Here is a 14,868-nt window from a genome sequence, read left to right as displayed (position 1 = left end):
TACCGCAACCCCCGGCCACTGCCCACACCCTCAAGTGGTCAGTACGATGGGTGCGGCAGCTCGAATACAGTGAGGTGGCTTCACATGGGTGCAGTTAGGCCGTGGCACATCATCGTGCTGGTGGTGGTGCTGATCCTGCTGTTCGGCGCCAAGCGCCTGCCTGACGCGGCGCGTGCGCTGGGCCGCTCGATGCGGATCATCAAGGCCGAGACCAAGGGCCTGCAGGACGACGACGTCGACGCCAAGGCGGAGGCGCAGTCGGGCCGGGAGCCGCTGCGGGGCGAGATCGCCGACAACCAGGCGTCGCCGACCCCCCGCGTCGACCCGGTTGATCACGCACGCGAGCGCTGAGGCGCGCTCCGGTCGTGAGCATCATCGCCCGGCGGCGCAATAAGCAGCCGTCGAAATTCGAGCGTGCCGCAGATGGCTCCATGACCCTGTTGGAGCATCTGCGGGAGCTCCGCACGAGGCTCTTCCGGGCGTCGATCGCGATCGTCCTGGGCATGATCGTCGGATACCTGCTGTCCACGAAGGTGCTCGAGATCCTCCAGGACCCTTACTGCGACCTCGCCAAGAAGCTCGCCATCGAGCACAACAACGGGGTCCTCGAGCCGGGCTGGACCTGCGGGTTCGTCGCCCTCAAGGTGACCGACCCGCTGCTGCTGCGGCTGAAGATCTCGCTGTGGGTCGGCCTGATCGCATCGGCGCCGTTCTGGATGTACCAGCTGTGGGCCTTCGTCGCCCCCGGCCTGCACCGCAAGGAACGCCGCTGGGCCTACGTGTTCGCCGGCCTCGCCGCCCCGCTCTTCGCCGGCGGCGCGGTCCTCGCGTTCATCGTCGTCTCCAAGGGCCTCGAGTTCCTGGTCAGCTTCATCAACCCGCAGACGACGATCATGCTGGAGGCGATGTCGTACGTCGACTTCGTCACGGGCATGATGCTCGTCTTCGGCGTCGCCTTCGAGTTCCCGCTGGGCATCATGCTGGCCAACATCGCCGGCATCGCCACGGGCAAGCGCCTGCTCGGCTGGTGGCGCATCGCGGTCTTCATCTTCTTCGTCTTCGCCGCCGTGGCCACCCCGACCGCCGACCCGTTCGGCATGACGTTCCTGGCCCTGGCGATGTCGGTCCTGTACTTCGCCGCGGTGGTCTTCGCCCTGGTCAACGACAAACGCAAGGGCCGCAACCGCCCGTCCTACGCCGGCATCGGCGACGACGAGGCCTCCTCCCTGGACGACTACGACGTCGAGCCGGTCGAGGCCGCGAGCCCGATCGACGGCTACGACCCGGTCGACGCCCCGACCCCGGTGTCAGCCCCGACCCCGGTCGAGAAGCCCAGGCCGCTGGACAGCCGCTGGGACGACATCACGTAACAGCAGCTCACACTGCAAAACGGCGCCCCGGCTCCTCAGTCGGGGCGCCGTTGCTGTGTGATGCCGATATGTCGGGCGCATTGCGCCCCGCTTCGCTCGACATATCGGATTTATCGCCTGTCAGGGTATAAGTCCGAAATATCTGTTGCGGAGCGGCGGATATTTCGTTCCCAGGCCGTCGCGGGGACGGGGGCCGAAGCCTTACAGTCGGCGCCGTGAACATCGCGCTGCTCGCCAACCCCACGGCCGGTAAAGGGCGGCGGGCCTCGTTGCTGCCCGCCGTCCGGGAGCGGCTCGGCGCTGACGTCACCGTCCTGGCGGGCGAGAGCGCGGCCGCCTCGCGGGACCTGGCTCGGCAGGCCGTCGCCGACGGGTGCGACGCGCTCGTGGCCATGGGCGGGGACGGGACCGTGCATCTGGGGCTGCAGGCGGTCGCCGGGACTGGTACCGCGTTCGGGATCGTGCCGGCTGGGACCGGCAACGACTTCTCGGTGCGGCTGGGCCTGCCCGGTGAACCCCTCGCGGCGGCGGACGGGATCGCGACGGCGCTGGCGGAAGGGCGAACCCGAGCCATCGACCTGGCGCACATCGTGGGCGGGGACGGGACGGAAGCATGGTTCGGGGCGGTGCTGGCGGCCGGGTTCGACGCGTTCGTCAACGAGCGGGCCAATCGCATGACGTGGCCGAAGGGGGCGCAGCGGTACAACCGGGCCATCGTGGAGGAGCTGCTGGCGTTGAAGCCCAGGCAGTACACGATGAGCCTGGACGGCACCGCAAGCCGCTTCGAATCCGTCCTGGTCGCGGTCGGCAACACCGAGAGCTACGGCGGCGGGTTCCGGATCGCGGCCGGGGCCGACCCCACCGACGGGCTGCTCGACGTCGTCGTGGCCGAGCCGCTCGGGCGGCTGGCGCTCATGGGGCTGCGGCCCAAGGCGCTCAAGGGGACGCACATCCACGACCCGCGGGTCAGCACCCACCGGGCCCGGGTGATCGAGCTGGACGGGGCCGGGATCACCGCGTACGCCGACGGGGAGCGGATCTGCCCGCTCCCCGTGACGATTACGTGTGTGCCGGCAGCACTGCGACTGCTCGGATAGGTGACTCAGGCGGCGTTGCGGATGCGCACCTTCACGCCGTTGCCGGACGGCTCGGTCGACACGTCGGACTGCTCCACGCCGTCCGGGATCGAGAAGCTGCGGCTGAACGACGACGAGCTCGACGACGAGGACGAGAAGTGCGCGCCGCCCGCGTCGTGGCTCTCCGAGGTGCTGCCGCCGCCGGCGCCCTTGATGGTCAGGCGGCCCCCGCCGACCTGGACGTCGACGTCGGAGGCGTCGATGCCCTCGACGGTGATCACGAGGTCGTCGCCGTCGGTGGTGGTGTGCACCGAAGCCGAGTGGGAGTGGGCCTGGTGGGCGGCGCCGCTCAGGTCGTCCTGCATGCGGGCCAGAGCGCTCGACGGGTCCCAGCGGTTCAACGGCATGATGTACCTCCGAATAGCTTGCGTGATGGTTGCACTTTCGTCGCGCGGAACCGGCCGGACAAGCACAGAGCCGGTGTTGCGACAGTGTTTCCCGCCCAGCATGCAAACCATGCGCAAGTCACAGCAGCCGGAGGATTCCTCCCAGTCCGTGCACCTTGCCCGGTTCACTCTCCGGGAGGACAAGCACCGAGCAGCCGGCCGCGGCCGCGCCCGCGTCGGCCGGGGTGTCACCGACCATGAGGGCCCGCTCCGGGTCGACCCGCAGGGCCGCGCACGCCTTCCAGAAGATCGCCGGGTCGGGCTTGGTCCGGCCGACCTCGTAGGACAGCACGAACTCGGTCACCAGGTCGGCGAAGCCCAGCTCGGCGGCGAGTCCGCGCAGGTCGAACCCGATGTTGCTGACGACCGCCACCGGCACCCCGGCCGCCCGCAACGCCTCCAGGGTGGGCACGGTGTCGGCGTAGAGCTCCCAGCCGTCGGCGAGCAGCAGCCGGTCGTACAGCGCCGTCGCCAGGGCCTCGTCGACGGTCGCGGCCAGGCCCGTGTAGCAGGCCCGATGGGCGTCGGTCGACAGGTCGCGGTCGGCCCACACCTCGGCCAGGTGGGCCGGGACCCGCTGCGGCTTCGGCCCGCCGGCCCGTCCCGCCGTGGTGAGCCGGTCGGCGAGGGCCGTCGCGCGGGCCCGCTCGAGGGTCGTCCCGGTGCTCCGCGCGGCCAGGGTCACCCACCGGATCGGGTCCTCGACCTGCGCAAGTGTTCCGTGGAAGTCCAGCAGCACCGCCTCGATCGGCCGTCGGAACGTGAGTGACTCATCGCTTTCCGGCACGCCAGCACGATACCCATGAGCGGATCCGGGCCTTCTTCGCCTAGCCTTGGAAATGTGAGCGGGAACGAGGACATCGAAGCGAGCCCGGCCGACCGCTATCAGGCCGCTCGGGAGCGGGCGCAGAAGGCCGCGGCGCAGCCGGCGCTCACCGAGTTCGTCGACGAGCTGGAGTTCGAGCTCGACCCGTTCCAGATCGACGCGTGCGCGGCCCTGGAGCGGGGCACGGGTGTGCTGGTCTGCGCGCCGACCGGGGCCGGCAAGACGGTGGTCGGGGAGTTCGCGGTGCATCTGGCGCTGCGGCAGGGGCGCAAGTGCTTCTACACGACACCGATCAAGGCGCTGTCCAACCAGAAGTACAACGACCTGGTGCAGCGCTACGGCGCCGAGCGGGTCGGGCTGCTGACCGGCGACAACGCGATCAACGGCGACGCGCCCGTGGTGGTCATGACGACCGAGGTGCTGCGCAACATGCTCTACGCGGGCTCGGCGACCCTGCAGGGCCTGTCCTACGTCGTGATGGACGAGGTCCACTACCTCGCCGACCGGTTCCGCGGTGCGGTGTGGGAAGAGGTCATCATCCACCTGCCCGAGTCGGTGACGCTGGTGTCGCTCTCGGCGACCGTCTCCAACGCGGAGGAGTTCGCCGACTGGCTCGTGACCGTCCGCGGTGAGACGACCGTGGTCGTCAGCGAGCACCGGCCGGTGCCGCTCTGGCAGCACATGCTCATCGGCAAGCGGATGTTCGACCTGTTCCACGACGCCGAGGCCGCGCAGAAACACGATGTGCATCCGGAGCTGCTGCGGTACCACCGCGAAATGCTGCGCCGCGTGGAGATGGCCGGTGGCGACCTGCGCCGCGGCAAGCGGGGCCGGTGGACCGGGCCCTACCGGCAGGAGATCGTGGAGCGCCTGGACCGCGAAGGTCTGCTGCCGGCGATCCTGTTCATCTTCAGCCGCGCGGCGTGCGACGCCGCCGTCCAGCAGTGCCTCGGCGCCGGCCTGCGGCTCACCGGCCCCGACGAACGGGCCGAGATCCGCACCATCGTCGAGGAGCGGACCAAACACATTCCAAGCGAAGACCTGCAAGTTTTGGGGTACTGGGAGTGGCTCGACGGCCTCGAGCGGGGCCTCGCCGCCCATCACGCCGGCATGCTCCCCGCGTTCAAGGAGGTCGTCGAGGAGCTGTTCGTCCGCGGGCTGGTCAAGGCCGTCTTCGCTACCGAGACCCTGGCGCTGGGCATCAACATGCCGGCCCGGTGCGTCGTGCTGGAGCGCCTCGTCAAGTTCAACGGCGAGGCCCACGTCGACCTGACACCGGGCGAATACACCCAGCTGACGGGCCGGGCGGGCCGGCGCGGCATCGACGTCGAGGGCCATGCGGTGGTCGTGTGGGCGCCCGAACTGGACCCCAGGCACGTCGCGGGACTCGCGAGCACCCGGACGTACCCCCTGAAGAGCAGTTTCCGCCCTTCCTACAACATGGCCGTCAACCTGGTCGGCTCCGTCGGCTCCGCGGCCGCCCGCGAGCTGCTCGAGAGCTCGTTCGCCCAGTTCCAGGCCGACCGTTCGGTCGTCGGGCTGGCCCGCCAGGTGCAGCGCAACACCGAGACGATGGCCACCTACGCCGGTGAGATGGCCTGCCACCTCGGGGACTTCGAGCAGTACTTCTCCATCCGGGTCGCCATCGCCGAGCGGGAGAAGGCCATCGCCCGTCAGGGCGTCCAGCAGCGCCGTGCGGCCGCCCTGGAGTCCCTGGAGCGGCTGCGCGCCGGCGACGTCATCCGCGTCCCCGCCGGCCGCCGCTCCGGCCTGGCCATCGTCATCGACCCGGGCACCGGCGGCTTCGGCGAACCCCGCCCCCTCGTCCTCACCGAGGACCGCTGGGCCGGGCGCATCTCCGGCGCCGACTTCACCCAGCCGGTCGAGGCGATCGGCCGGGTCCGCGTCCCGCGCCAGTTCAACTACCGCTCCGCCCAGGACCGCCGCGACCTCGCCGCCCAGCTGCGCCGGGTCGAGTTCGACCCGCCCGAGCGCGGCCCCCGCGGCCGCTCCCGCAACGCCGCGGCCGCCGACGACCACGAGCTCGACACGCTGCGCGCCTCCCTCAAACGCCACCCCTGCCACCGCTGCCCCGACCGCGAGGAGCACGCCCGCTGGGCCGAGCGCCGCCACCGCCTCGACCGCGACACCGAAGGCCTGCGCGGCAAGGTCGCCAGCCGCACCGGCTCCCTCGCGCGCACCTTCGACCGGGTCTGCGGCCTGCTCACCGACCGCGGGTACCTCTCCGAGGCCGGCACCGTCACCGACGCCGGGCGGATGCTGGCCCGGATCTGGTCGGAGACGGACCTGCTCATCGCCGAGTGCCTGCGCCGCGGCGTGTGGGACAACCTCGGCCCGGCCGAGCTGGCCGCCGCCGCCAGCGCGCTGGTCTACGAAGCCCGCCGGGAAGCGGAAGACCGGGCGTCGGTACCGCGCGGCGAGGTCACCGACGCCATCGACGCGACCCTGCAGCTGTGGGCCGACCTCCGTGACGACGAGGACTCCCACGGCCTGCAACTGACCCGGGAACCGGACCTGGGCTTCGTGTGGCCGGTGTACCGCTGGGCCCGCGGCGAGTCCCTCACCAAGGTGCTCGGCAGCGTCCACGGCCTCGAGGGCGACATGCCGGCCGGCGACTTCGTCCGCTGGTCCCGCCAGGTCCTGGACCTGCTCGGCCAGCTCGCCGAGGCGACGGGCGCCCCGGACGGCGTGCGCCGCACGGCCCGCCAGGCGATGACCGCCATCACCCGCGGCGTCCTGGCCTACAGCGTCCTGGGCTGAGATTTTCTGATCCTGAGGGAGGCTTCGCCTCCACGCAGCCTCCCTCACGATCTACGCCGGCCGGCGTCCTCGCGATGGGCGCGACGGGCCGGGTCCGGTGGGGCGTCCCGGTGGGGGCGGCTGGCCGTTCGGGTGTCGGGTGCCGGACCGGTGCGCCATTTCACGGTCCGCCCCGTACGATTTTTCCGGTTTTTCGCAGGATGCGGATTAGGAAAAATCATTCGCGTCCGCAAGAATGCGATGGCCGGTTCGCCGTACCGTTCGCGGGCGGGCCCTGGACGGAGGACACCGTGGGTCAGCTGCACCATTTCACATACGGCGCCATCACACCGATTTTCGCCTTCGCGATGTCATTCCTGGGCTCGCTGCTGGGTCTGGTGAGCACCGCCAGGGCCCGCATCGCCACCGACAAGCGGCGCCGGGCCTGGCTGCTCGTCCTGGCCGCGTGGTCGATCGGCGGCACCGGCATCTGGGTCATGCACTTCATGGCGATGGTCGGCTTCAGCGTCCAGGACAGCCCGCTGCGCTTCGACGTGCCGATCACCGTCGCCAGCTTCTTCATCGCCGTCGTCACCGTCGGCATCGGCCTGTTCATCGTCGGCATGGGCGAGCGCCGGCTGTGGAAGGTCCTCGTCGGCGGCCCGATCACCGGCGTCTCGGTGGCGTTCATGCACTACACGGGCATGGCCGCGATGAACGTCGACGGCACGTTCGACTACAAGCCGAGCCTGTTCATCGCCTCCTACGCGATCGCCATCGTCGCCGCGACCGTGGCCCTGTGGTTCACCGTCGTCGTGCGCGGGATGCTGGCCACGACCGCCGCCGCCACCCTGATGGGCGTCGCCGTGTGCGCCATGCACTACACCGGCATGTACGCCATGCAGTTCCACCTCGAACACAGCGGCGCCAACGTCCCCGGCGTCGACGTCAACTGGTTCCTGGCCCCGATCGTCCTGTTCGTCCTGGTCGTCGTCATCGCCCTGGCCAGCGCCGTGATGGCGGTGCCGTCGGAGCGCGAGCAGGCCGAGGCCGAGGCCGTCCGCGACAAGATCGCCCAGGGCCGGGCGCTGCGCGAGAACAACGGCCCGGTCTTCGGCGGCGGCCCGATGAGCGACGGCCTCCCCGCCTCCGGCCCTTCCCCTGCCGGCCCCCTCCCGTCCCGCAGCAAGGCCGCCCAGGCTTTCGGCGGCCGCGCCGACGCCCGTCGCGACCGCGGCCGTTGACGAACGATTACCCTTTCACCCTTCGTCGCGCCGTTGATCACCGAAAGTGGTCACCGGCGCTTCCTTTTGCCGCCCCATTCGGACAATTACGCAGAATGGCACAGTGAACCTTTGTGGGCCGTTCGCGAATGTCGCACAAATCTGTCCGCCAACCGCAGCCCAACGACATTCCACCGCCATCGGGAATGCGAGTAGTGCATATGCCCCGTGGCCACGTATAAATCCGACATTTCCGATCACGACGTATTGGCAACCGCCGCGCGTCCACGTCGTTCGGCTGCGTGGCGTGCTCCACCCCGCGCGGCCGGGGCGTGGTGGCGGAGATCGTGAGGGGGTCTGGGTGGAGGCGAAGCCTCCCCCAGGCAATAGGGGAACAGCATAGGGTTGGGGTTGTGACTGACGCTCGGCCTCGGCCCAGGATGCGCACCGTCGGCAGCACGCTCGAGGAGTTCGAGCGGGATCTCATCAGCAACCTGTACTACCAGCGGGGCACGACGCTCGAGTCGGCCAGCGGGTCTGATGGGTATCACACGCTGGCCCTGACCGTGCGGGACCGCCTCGTCGAGCGTTACGCGCGCACCGCGGCCGCGCACTACGAGGCTAACCCGCGGTTCGTCTACTACCTGTCGGCAGAATATCTGCTCGGGCGGCAGCTGCCCCAGAATCTCCTGTACACGGACACGGAGAAGCTCGCGCGGCCCATCGCGGCTGAGCTCGGGACGAGTCTTGAGGAGCTCGAGCGGTACGACGTGGAGCCGGGGCTGGGCAACGGAGGGCTCGGGCGGCTCGCCGCGTGCCTGCTCGACTCCATGGCGACCCTCGACATTCCGGCGGTCGGCTACGGGATTCGCTACGAGTTCGGGATCTTCAAGCAGGGGTTCCGGGACGGTTCGCAGGTCGAGCGGCCCGACGACTGGACGTTCTACGGCAATCCGTGGGAGTTCCCGGCGCCCGACGACCGGCAGAAGGTCGGGTTCTACGGTGCTACCGCGCCGGCCATCGACGACCCGACGGGGCTGCGGCGGCAGTGGAGCCCGGGCGAGGTCGTGCGGGGCGAGCCGAGCCACATGCTGGTGCCGGGGTACGGCACACAGACCGTCAACATCATCCGGCTGTGGCGGGCCCGGGCCAGCCGCGAGTCGTTCGACCTGTCGCGGTTCGGGGCGGGGCAATACAAGGAGGCCGTCGAGGACATCACCGCGGCCGAGAACATCAGCAAGGTGCTGTACCCCGACGACAGCACCGAACAGGGCCGCGAGCTGCGCCTGAAGCAGCAGTACTTCCTCGTCGCCTGCTCCCTGCGCGACATCATCCGCCGCTACCGGCTGCGCAACGAGGGCTGGGACGCGTTCCCGGCGAAGGTCGTCATCCAGCTCAACGACACGCACCCGGTCATGGCCGTCACGGAGCTGATGCGGCTGCTCGTCGACGAGTACCGGATGGACTGGGACCGGGCCTGGTCGATCGCCCGGCGGACGTTCAACTACACCTGTCACACGCTGCTGCCGGAGGCCCTGGAGACCTGGCCGGTGGCGCTGGTGGAGCGGCTCCTGCCGCGGCACATGGAGATCATCTACGCGATCAACCACTTCTTCCTGCAGGAGGTCGAGGCGACGTTCCCGGGCGACGGCGACCGGGTCCGGCGGCTGTCGATCATCTCCGAGGACGGGGAGCGGCGGGTCCGGATGGCGCACCTGGCCGTCGTCGCGTCGACCGCCGTCAACGGGGTCGCCGAGCTGCACACGAAGCTGCTCACGGAGACGACGCTGCGGGACTTCGCCGAGCTGTGGCCGCAGAAGTTCCACAACGTCACCAACGGGGTCACGCCCCGGCGGTTCGTGCGGATGGCCAACCCGCGCCTGTCCGAGTTGATCACGAACCAACTCCGGAGCGACAACTGGATCACCGATCTCGACCAACTCGAAGCGCTCGCAACCGCAGCGGACGACCAAAGCTTCAAAGACCACTGGCGGGCGGTCAAGCGGGCCAACAAGGTGGACCTCGCCGCGCTCGTGGAGCAGTCGACCGGCGTGGTGATGGACCCGGACTCGCTTTGCGACGTGATGATCAAGCGCTTCCACGAGTACAAACGCCAGCATTTGAAGCTCTTGCACGTCATCACGCTGTTCAACCGGCTGCGCGACAACCCCGACCTGGACGTCGTGCCGCGCACGGTGCTCTTCGGCGGGAAGGCCGCGCCCGGCTACCACTCGATGAAGCTGCTGATCCGGCTGGTCAACGCGGTCGCGGAGGCGGTCAACACCGACCCGGTGGTGTCGCGGCACCTGAAGGTCGTGCTGCAGCCGGACTACAACGTGAGCCGGGCCCAGGTGATCATCCCGGCGGCCGACCTGTCCGAGCAGATCTCCCTCGCCGGCAAGGAGGCGTCGGGGACGGGCAACATGAAGCTGGCCCTCAACGGCGCGGTCACCGTCGGCACGCTCGACGGGGCCAACATCGAGATCCGGGACCGGGTCGGGGCCGAGAACTTCTTCCTGTTCGGCCTGGACGCGCAGCAGGCCACGGAGCAGCGCCGGCACCACAATCCGCACGCGTACTACGAGACCGACCCGGACCTGCGGGCCGCGATCGACGCCATCGCCAACGGGGTGTTCGCGAAGGGCGACCGGACCCTGTTCGCGCCGGTCGTCGACGCGATGCTGGGCCGGGACGAGTACCTGGCCCTGGCCGACTACCGCGCTTACCTGCAGTGCCAGGAGCGGGTCGAGCAGGCGTGGCGCGACCAGGACGGGTGGGCCCGGATGTCGATCCTGAACGCGGCCCGGTGCGGCTTCTTCTCCTCCGACCGGACCGTGCGCGACTACTGCGACCTGATCTGGCGCGTCGACCCGGTGCGCGTCTCAGTTCCGGGCTAGCACGTCCACGATCCGCTTGGTGGCGCCGGCCAGTCCCCACTGCTCGGCCAGGGCGAGGAGGGCGTCGGGATCGGCCGGTGCCGACGGGAGTTTCGTTTCCAGCGGCGGCAGTGGTACCGCACGCGACACGGCGACCACGTCACGCGACTTGGCGAGATACTCGCGCCCGGCTTCGAGCTTGCCCCGCAGGCCCGGCGCGAAGCCGGACTGCGGGTCGTCCAGGGCGGCCAGGATGCCGTCGAGGTCGCCGTAGCGGTCGACGAGCCGGGCCGCCGTCTTCTCGCCGACACCGGCCACGCCGGGCAGCCCGTCGCTGGGGTCGCCGCGCAGGGCCGCGAGGTCCGCGTAGCCGGCCGCCGGGACACCGTATTTCCCGCGGAGCGCCGCGTCGTCGAGGACTTCGAGTTTCGCGACGCCGCGGCCGCAGTACAACACCCGCACCGGTTTGTGGTCGTCGATGACCTGGAACAGGTCGCGATCACCGGTGGCCACCTCGACCGGCCCCGGCTCCCGGAACGCGAGCGTGCCGATGACGTCGTCGGCCTCGAAGTCGGGGGCGCCGACGGCGGTGATGCCGAGCGCGGCGAGGAACTCGAGGATGATCGGCACCTGGGCGGAGAGGGCGTCCGGGACCTCTTCGCCGCCGGCCGGGGTGAGCCGGTGCGCCTTGTAGGACGGCAGCAGCGCGACCCGCCAGGCCGGACGCCAGCTCTCGTCGAGGCAGCACACCATGCGATCGGGCTGCCGGCCCTTGATCAGGGTGGAGAGGAAGTCGAGGAAGCCGCGGACCGCGTTGACGGGGGTGCCGTCGGGGGCCTTCGCGGCGGCCTCGGGCACGCCGAAGAACGCGCGGAAGTAGAGGCTGGCCGAGTCGATCAGCAGGAGAGGGCGGTCCACCCTGGCGAGGTTAACGCAAGACGTGGACGCGGGTGGTGGTCCCGGTCGTGCTGGTGTGTCGCTGGACCAGGTCGGCCAGGAAGTGGACCATCACCAGGCCGCGGCCCCGGCCGTGGGGCGGGCGCAGGCGGCCGATCATCGGGTTGGTCACGTGGCCGAAGTCGCGGACCTCGCAGACCACCCGCTCCTCGTCGTGCCAGGTGCGCAGCGTCCCGGAGCCGCCGCCGTGCTGGATGCTGTTGGTCGCCAGCTCGTTGACGGCGCTCTGCAGGTCCACGATGCGGTCGGGCACCAGGTCGGCGTCCAGGCCGACCTCGGCCACCCGGCGGCGCACGTCGACCAGGGTCTCCAGCTCGAAGCGCAGCGTGGTGGCGCCGGCCGGCGGCTCGGACAGCGGCACGTTGCCGGCCGCGTTGGCGCGCTGCGGGTCGTAGGCACCGCTCGGGTAGCGCCCGTTGTCGTCGACCATCGTCGGGTGCGTGCGGTGCGCGTCGTCGATCCGGCGCTGGTCGAGCCGCGCCAGGTCGTATGGGCACAGCAGGGTCGCCTCGCGGCCGGCCAGGGCGAGGTTGACCATGGCTTCGTGCTGGACGCAGCCCGGATACTCCTCCGCCGTGCGCTCCGGCCAGACGCACTGCCCGACGATGCGGACCCGCCGCCCGGCGTGCTCGTCCATGAACCGGCACAGCACCCACGGGATGATCCGGCCCGGGTTGCGCCCGGCCTCCTGCATGTCGAGGAAGTCGACGCCCTCGGCGAACGCGCCGAGGCGCTCCTTGAGCAGCGTGACGTTGCCGGCCGGGGCCGCGACCATGGTCGGCTCGTCGAGGGAGAACCCCTCATAGATGAACTTCATGGTGCCGTCGAGGAATCCCACCACGCCTTCGTAGAGCAACGCCTCATGGACGAACGGGTCGGCAACCCGGTCGCTGGGCGTCGGCGCGGTGGGGCGACTCATGGAGATGGCGAACTCATCTCTCGGTCCGGCTACAGCTACATGTGGAGCCTTTACTCAAACGTCGCCCACAGACTACGCCAAGAACGCCCGTCAATCACCTACCCGTTGGTACCGCCGGGTCGACTGCTTCCACAGGGGCGCACGGGAAACCAAACGTTCTTTAAGCTGATGGGCGTGGAGCTGTATACCCCCGACCGGCTCGCCGCCGCCCAGCGGGCCATGGCCGCGGCCGGGCTCGACGCCCTGCTCATCGGCCCGAGCGCCGACCTGCGCTACCTGACCGGCTACGACGCGCACGCCCTGGAGCGGCTGACCCTGCTCGTGCTGCCCGCCGACGGCGAGGCGGTGCTGATCGTCCCACGGCTCGAACGCCCGGCCGCGGAGGCCTCACCGGCCGAGTCCGTCGGTGTGCGACTTGTCGATCACTCCGACGGCAGCGACCCGTATGGATTGGTGAGCGATCGCCTGAAAACCGCCAAAACGGTCGGCCTCGGCAACCGCATGTGGGCGGAGCAGGTCCTCGCCCTGCGCGACGCGCTGCCGGACGCCGAGCAGGCCCTGGCCGGGGCGGTGTTGCGGGAGCTGCGGCTGCGCAAGACCCCGGCCGAGGTCGACGCCCTGCGCCGGGCCGGGCAGGCGATCGACGCCGTGCACCGGCGGATGGGGGAGTGGCTGCGGGCCGGGCGCACCGAGGCCGAGGTCGCCGCCGACATCGCGGCCGCCATCCGGGAGGCCGGGCACGCGACCGTCGAGTTCACCATCGTCGCCGCCGGGCCCAACGGCGCGAGCCCGCACCACGGCGTCTCCGACCGGGTGATCCGGGCCGGCGAGCCGGTCGTCGTGGACATCGGCGGCGCCATGCCGGACGGATACTGCTCCGACTCCACCCGCACCTACTGCATCGGCGCGCCACCGGCCGACTTCGCCGCCTACTACGCCGTCCTGCACGAGGCTCAGCGGGCATCGGTCGCCGCGGTCCGGCCCGGAGCGACCGCCGAGTCCGTCGACGCGGCCGCCCGGGACCTGATCACCGAGGCCGGCCACGGCGACGCGTTCCTGCACCGCACCGGGCACGGCATCGGCCTCGACGGGCACGAGGACCCCTACATCGTGGCCGGCAACGACACCCCGCTCGAGCCCGGCATGGCGTTCTCGGTCGAGCCCGGCATCTACCTCGCCGGCCGCCACGGCGCCCGGATCGAGGACATCGTCGTGTGCACCGAGACGGGCGTCGAGCGGCTCAACACCATCGACACGGAGCTGGTGATCCTATGACCGTCAGTCGCCCGTTTCTCAGCGAGGAGGGCGCGGCCCTGATCGGGCTGGTCCGCGAGATCGCCGACGGGGAGCTGGCCCCGCGGGTCGACGAGTACGAGGCCGAGCGGCGCTTTCCCCGCGAACTGTTCGGCCTGCTGGGCAAGGCCGGGCTGCTCGGCCTGCCGTACGCGGAGTCGCTCGGCGGCGCCGGCGTCCCCTACGAGCTCTACCTGCAGGTGCTCGAGGAGCTCGCGGCCCGCTGGCTGGCCGTGGCCGAAGGGGTCTCCGTGCACACCCTGGCCTGCTACCCCCTGGCCACCTTCGGCTCCGACGGGCAGCGCGAACGCCTGCTGCCGGACATGCTCGGCGGGGAGCTGCTCGGCGCGTACTGCCTGTCGGAGGCGCACAGCGGCTCCGACGCCGCCGCGCTGAACACTCGCGCGACAGCCGACCAGAACGGATATGTCGTCAACGGCAGCAAGTCCTGGATCACGCACGCCGGGCGGGCCGACTTCTACAACGTGTTCGTCCGCACCGGCGGCCCCGGCCCCGCGGGGATCTCCTGCCTGCTGATCGATGCCGCGACCGTCGGCGTGACCAGCGGTACCCCCGAAAAGACCATGGGTTTGCGCTCTTCCACCGTGGCCCAGCTGATGTTCGACGGTGCCGTCGTCCCCGCGGACCGGCTCATCGGCGATGAGGGCCGCGGCTTCAAGATCGCGCTCAGCGCCCTGGACGGCGGCCGGCTCGGCATCGCCGCGTGCGCCGTCGGCCTGGCCCAGGCCGCCCTCGACTACGCCGCCGCCTACGCGCGCGAGCGGGAGCAGTTCGGCAAGCCGATCGCCGAGTTCCAGGGCGTCGGCTTCATGCTGGCCGACATGGCCACCCAGATCGCCGCCGCCCGCGCCCTGTACCTCGCCGCCGCCCGCCTGCGCGACGCCGGCCTGCCACACACCGCGGAGGCGGCCAAGGCCAAGCTCTTCTGCACCGACACCGCCATGCGTGTCACCACCGACGCGGTCCAGGTCCTCGGCGGCGCCGGCTACGTGTCCGACCACCCGGTCGAGCGCTACATGCGCGAGGCCAAGGTCCTGCAGATCTTCGAGGGCACCAACCAGATCCAGCGCGTGGTCATCTCGCGAAGCCTCTAGGTTATGG

The 14,868-nt window shown here is 70.5% G+C and carries 12 protein-coding genes; 8 read left to right on the top strand and 4 right to left on the bottom strand.

From position 1 onward, the window contains the following. Window positions 1-84 precede the first annotated feature (84 nt). The 3 genes from tatA to ACIA8L_RS48035 all read left to right on the top strand — a co-directional run bounded on the left by tatA (window position 85) and on the right by ACIA8L_RS48035 (window position 2,467). Window positions 85-351, top strand: a complete 267-nt coding sequence (gene tatA, locus ACIA8L_RS48045) for a Sec-independent protein translocase subunit TatA (protein ID WP_395915677.1) — start codon at window positions 85-87, stop codon at window positions 349-351. Window positions 352-431: 80 nt separating this feature from the next. Next, window positions 432-1,370, top strand: coding sequence for a twin-arginine translocase subunit TatC (gene tatC, locus ACIA8L_RS48040; RefSeq protein ID WP_395915675.1), 939 nt, complete (start codon window positions 432-434; stop codon window positions 1,368-1,370). A gap of 215 nt (window positions 1,371-1,585) precedes the next feature. Next, the gene (locus ACIA8L_RS48035) at window positions 1,586-2,467 is read left to right on the top strand and encodes a diacylglycerol kinase family protein (RefSeq protein ID WP_395915673.1); all 882 of its coding nucleotides are present in this window, start codon (window positions 1,586-1,588) and stop codon (window positions 2,465-2,467) included. A 5-nt stretch (window positions 2,468-2,472) separates the two neighbouring features. Here the strand turns inward: ACIA8L_RS48035 and ACIA8L_RS48030 are convergent, their stop codons facing one another. Both ACIA8L_RS48030 and ACIA8L_RS48025 read right to left on the bottom strand, forming a co-directional pair. Then, the gene (locus tag ACIA8L_RS48030) at window positions 2,473-2,853 is read right to left on the bottom strand and encodes an Hsp20 family protein (RefSeq protein ID WP_395915671.1); all 381 of its coding nucleotides are present in this window, start codon (window positions 2,851-2,853) and stop codon (window positions 2,473-2,475) included. A 118-nt stretch (window positions 2,854-2,971) separates the two neighbouring features. After that, a complete protein-coding gene (locus ACIA8L_RS48025; protein WP_395915838.1) occupies window positions 2,972-3,778 on the bottom strand; it encodes an HAD family hydrolase in 807 nt (268 codons plus the stop codon). On the opposite strand from ACIA8L_RS48025, the gene ACIA8L_RS48020 reads away from it, so the two are divergent. From ACIA8L_RS48020 to ACIA8L_RS48010, 3 genes are all read left to right on the top strand, one after another. Beyond that, entirely contained in the window at window positions 3,734-6,499 is a 2,766-nt protein-coding gene (locus ACIA8L_RS48020) for a DEAD/DEAH box helicase (protein WP_395915669.1), read from the top strand. The genes ACIA8L_RS48025 and ACIA8L_RS48020 overlap by 45 nt on opposite strands. Before the next feature lie 290 nt (window positions 6,500-6,789). Continuing rightward, a complete protein-coding gene (locus tag ACIA8L_RS48015) occupies window positions 6,790-7,722 on the top strand; it encodes an MHYT domain-containing protein (protein WP_395915667.1) in 933 nt (310 codons plus the stop codon). 392 nt (window positions 7,723-8,114) lie between these two features. Continuing rightward, window positions 8,115-10,598 (top strand): glycogen/starch/alpha-glucan phosphorylase, encoded by a 2,484-nt coding sequence (locus tag ACIA8L_RS48010; RefSeq protein ID WP_395915665.1) that lies wholly within the window; start codon window positions 8,115-8,117, stop codon window positions 10,596-10,598. Here the strand turns inward: ACIA8L_RS48010 and ACIA8L_RS48005 are convergent. Continuing rightward, window positions 10,584-11,495 carry a 5'-3' exonuclease H3TH domain-containing protein gene (locus tag ACIA8L_RS48005; RefSeq protein ID WP_395915663.1) on the bottom strand — a complete coding sequence of 304 codons (912 nt, stop codon included), beginning with the start codon at window positions 11,493-11,495 and terminating at the stop codon, window positions 10,584-10,586. The two genes, ACIA8L_RS48010 and ACIA8L_RS48005, sit on opposite strands and share 15 nt — an antisense overlap. A 10-nt stretch (window positions 11,496-11,505) precedes the next feature. Continuing rightward, complete coding sequence (locus ACIA8L_RS48000; RefSeq protein WP_395915661.1) at window positions 11,506-12,453, bottom strand: anti-sigma factor RsbA family regulatory protein; 948 nt, start codon at window positions 12,451-12,453, stop codon at window positions 11,506-11,508. Between the two features lie 168 nt (window positions 12,454-12,621). On the opposite strand from ACIA8L_RS48000, the gene ACIA8L_RS47995 reads away from it, so the two are divergent. Further along, on the top strand, window positions 12,622-13,728 hold the full coding sequence (locus tag ACIA8L_RS47995; RefSeq protein WP_395915659.1) for a M24 family metallopeptidase: 1,107 nt from the start codon (window positions 12,622-12,624) through the stop codon (window positions 13,726-13,728). After that, complete coding sequence (locus ACIA8L_RS47990) at window positions 13,725-14,861, top strand: acyl-CoA dehydrogenase family protein (RefSeq protein WP_395915657.1); 1,137 nt, start codon at window positions 13,725-13,727, stop codon at window positions 14,859-14,861. Before ACIA8L_RS47995 ends, ACIA8L_RS47990 begins: the two co-directional genes overlap by 4 nt. The last annotated feature ends 7 nt before the right edge of the window (window positions 14,862-14,868 follow it).

It is taken from the genome of Dactylosporangium sp. NPDC051541, assembly GCF_044454505.1.
In the GTDB taxonomy this organism is placed as follows: Bacteria; Actinomycetota; Actinomycetes; order Mycobacteriales; family Micromonosporaceae; genus Dactylosporangium.
Note: the sequence above shows the minus strand (reverse complement) of the source record. Positions and strands in the feature narration are given on the sequence as shown.

Bases quoted from the DNA above. Each gene is read 5' to 3' on its own strand.
- tatA (WP_395915677.1), top strand. From the start codon at position 85: ATGGGTGCAGTTAGGCCGTGGCACATCATCGTGCTGGTGGTGGTGCTG.
- tatC (WP_395915675.1), top strand. From the start codon at position 432: ATGACCCTGTTGGAGCATCTGCGGGAGCTCCGCACGAGGCTCTTCCGG.
- ACIA8L_RS48030 (WP_395915671.1), bottom strand. From the start codon at position 2,853: ATGCCGTTGAACCGCTGGGACCCGTCGAGCGCTCTGGCCCGCATGCAG.
- ACIA8L_RS48000 (WP_395915661.1), bottom strand. From the start codon at position 12,453: ATGAGTCGCCCCACCGCGCCGACGCCCAGCGACCGGGTTGCCGACCCG.
- ACIA8L_RS47995 (WP_395915659.1), top strand. From the start codon at position 12,622: ATGGGCGTGGAGCTGTATACCCCCGACCGGCTCGCCGCCGCCCAGCGG.
- ACIA8L_RS47990 (WP_395915657.1), top strand. From the start codon at position 13,725: ATGACCGTCAGTCGCCCGTTTCTCAGCGAGGAGGGCGCGGCCCTGATC.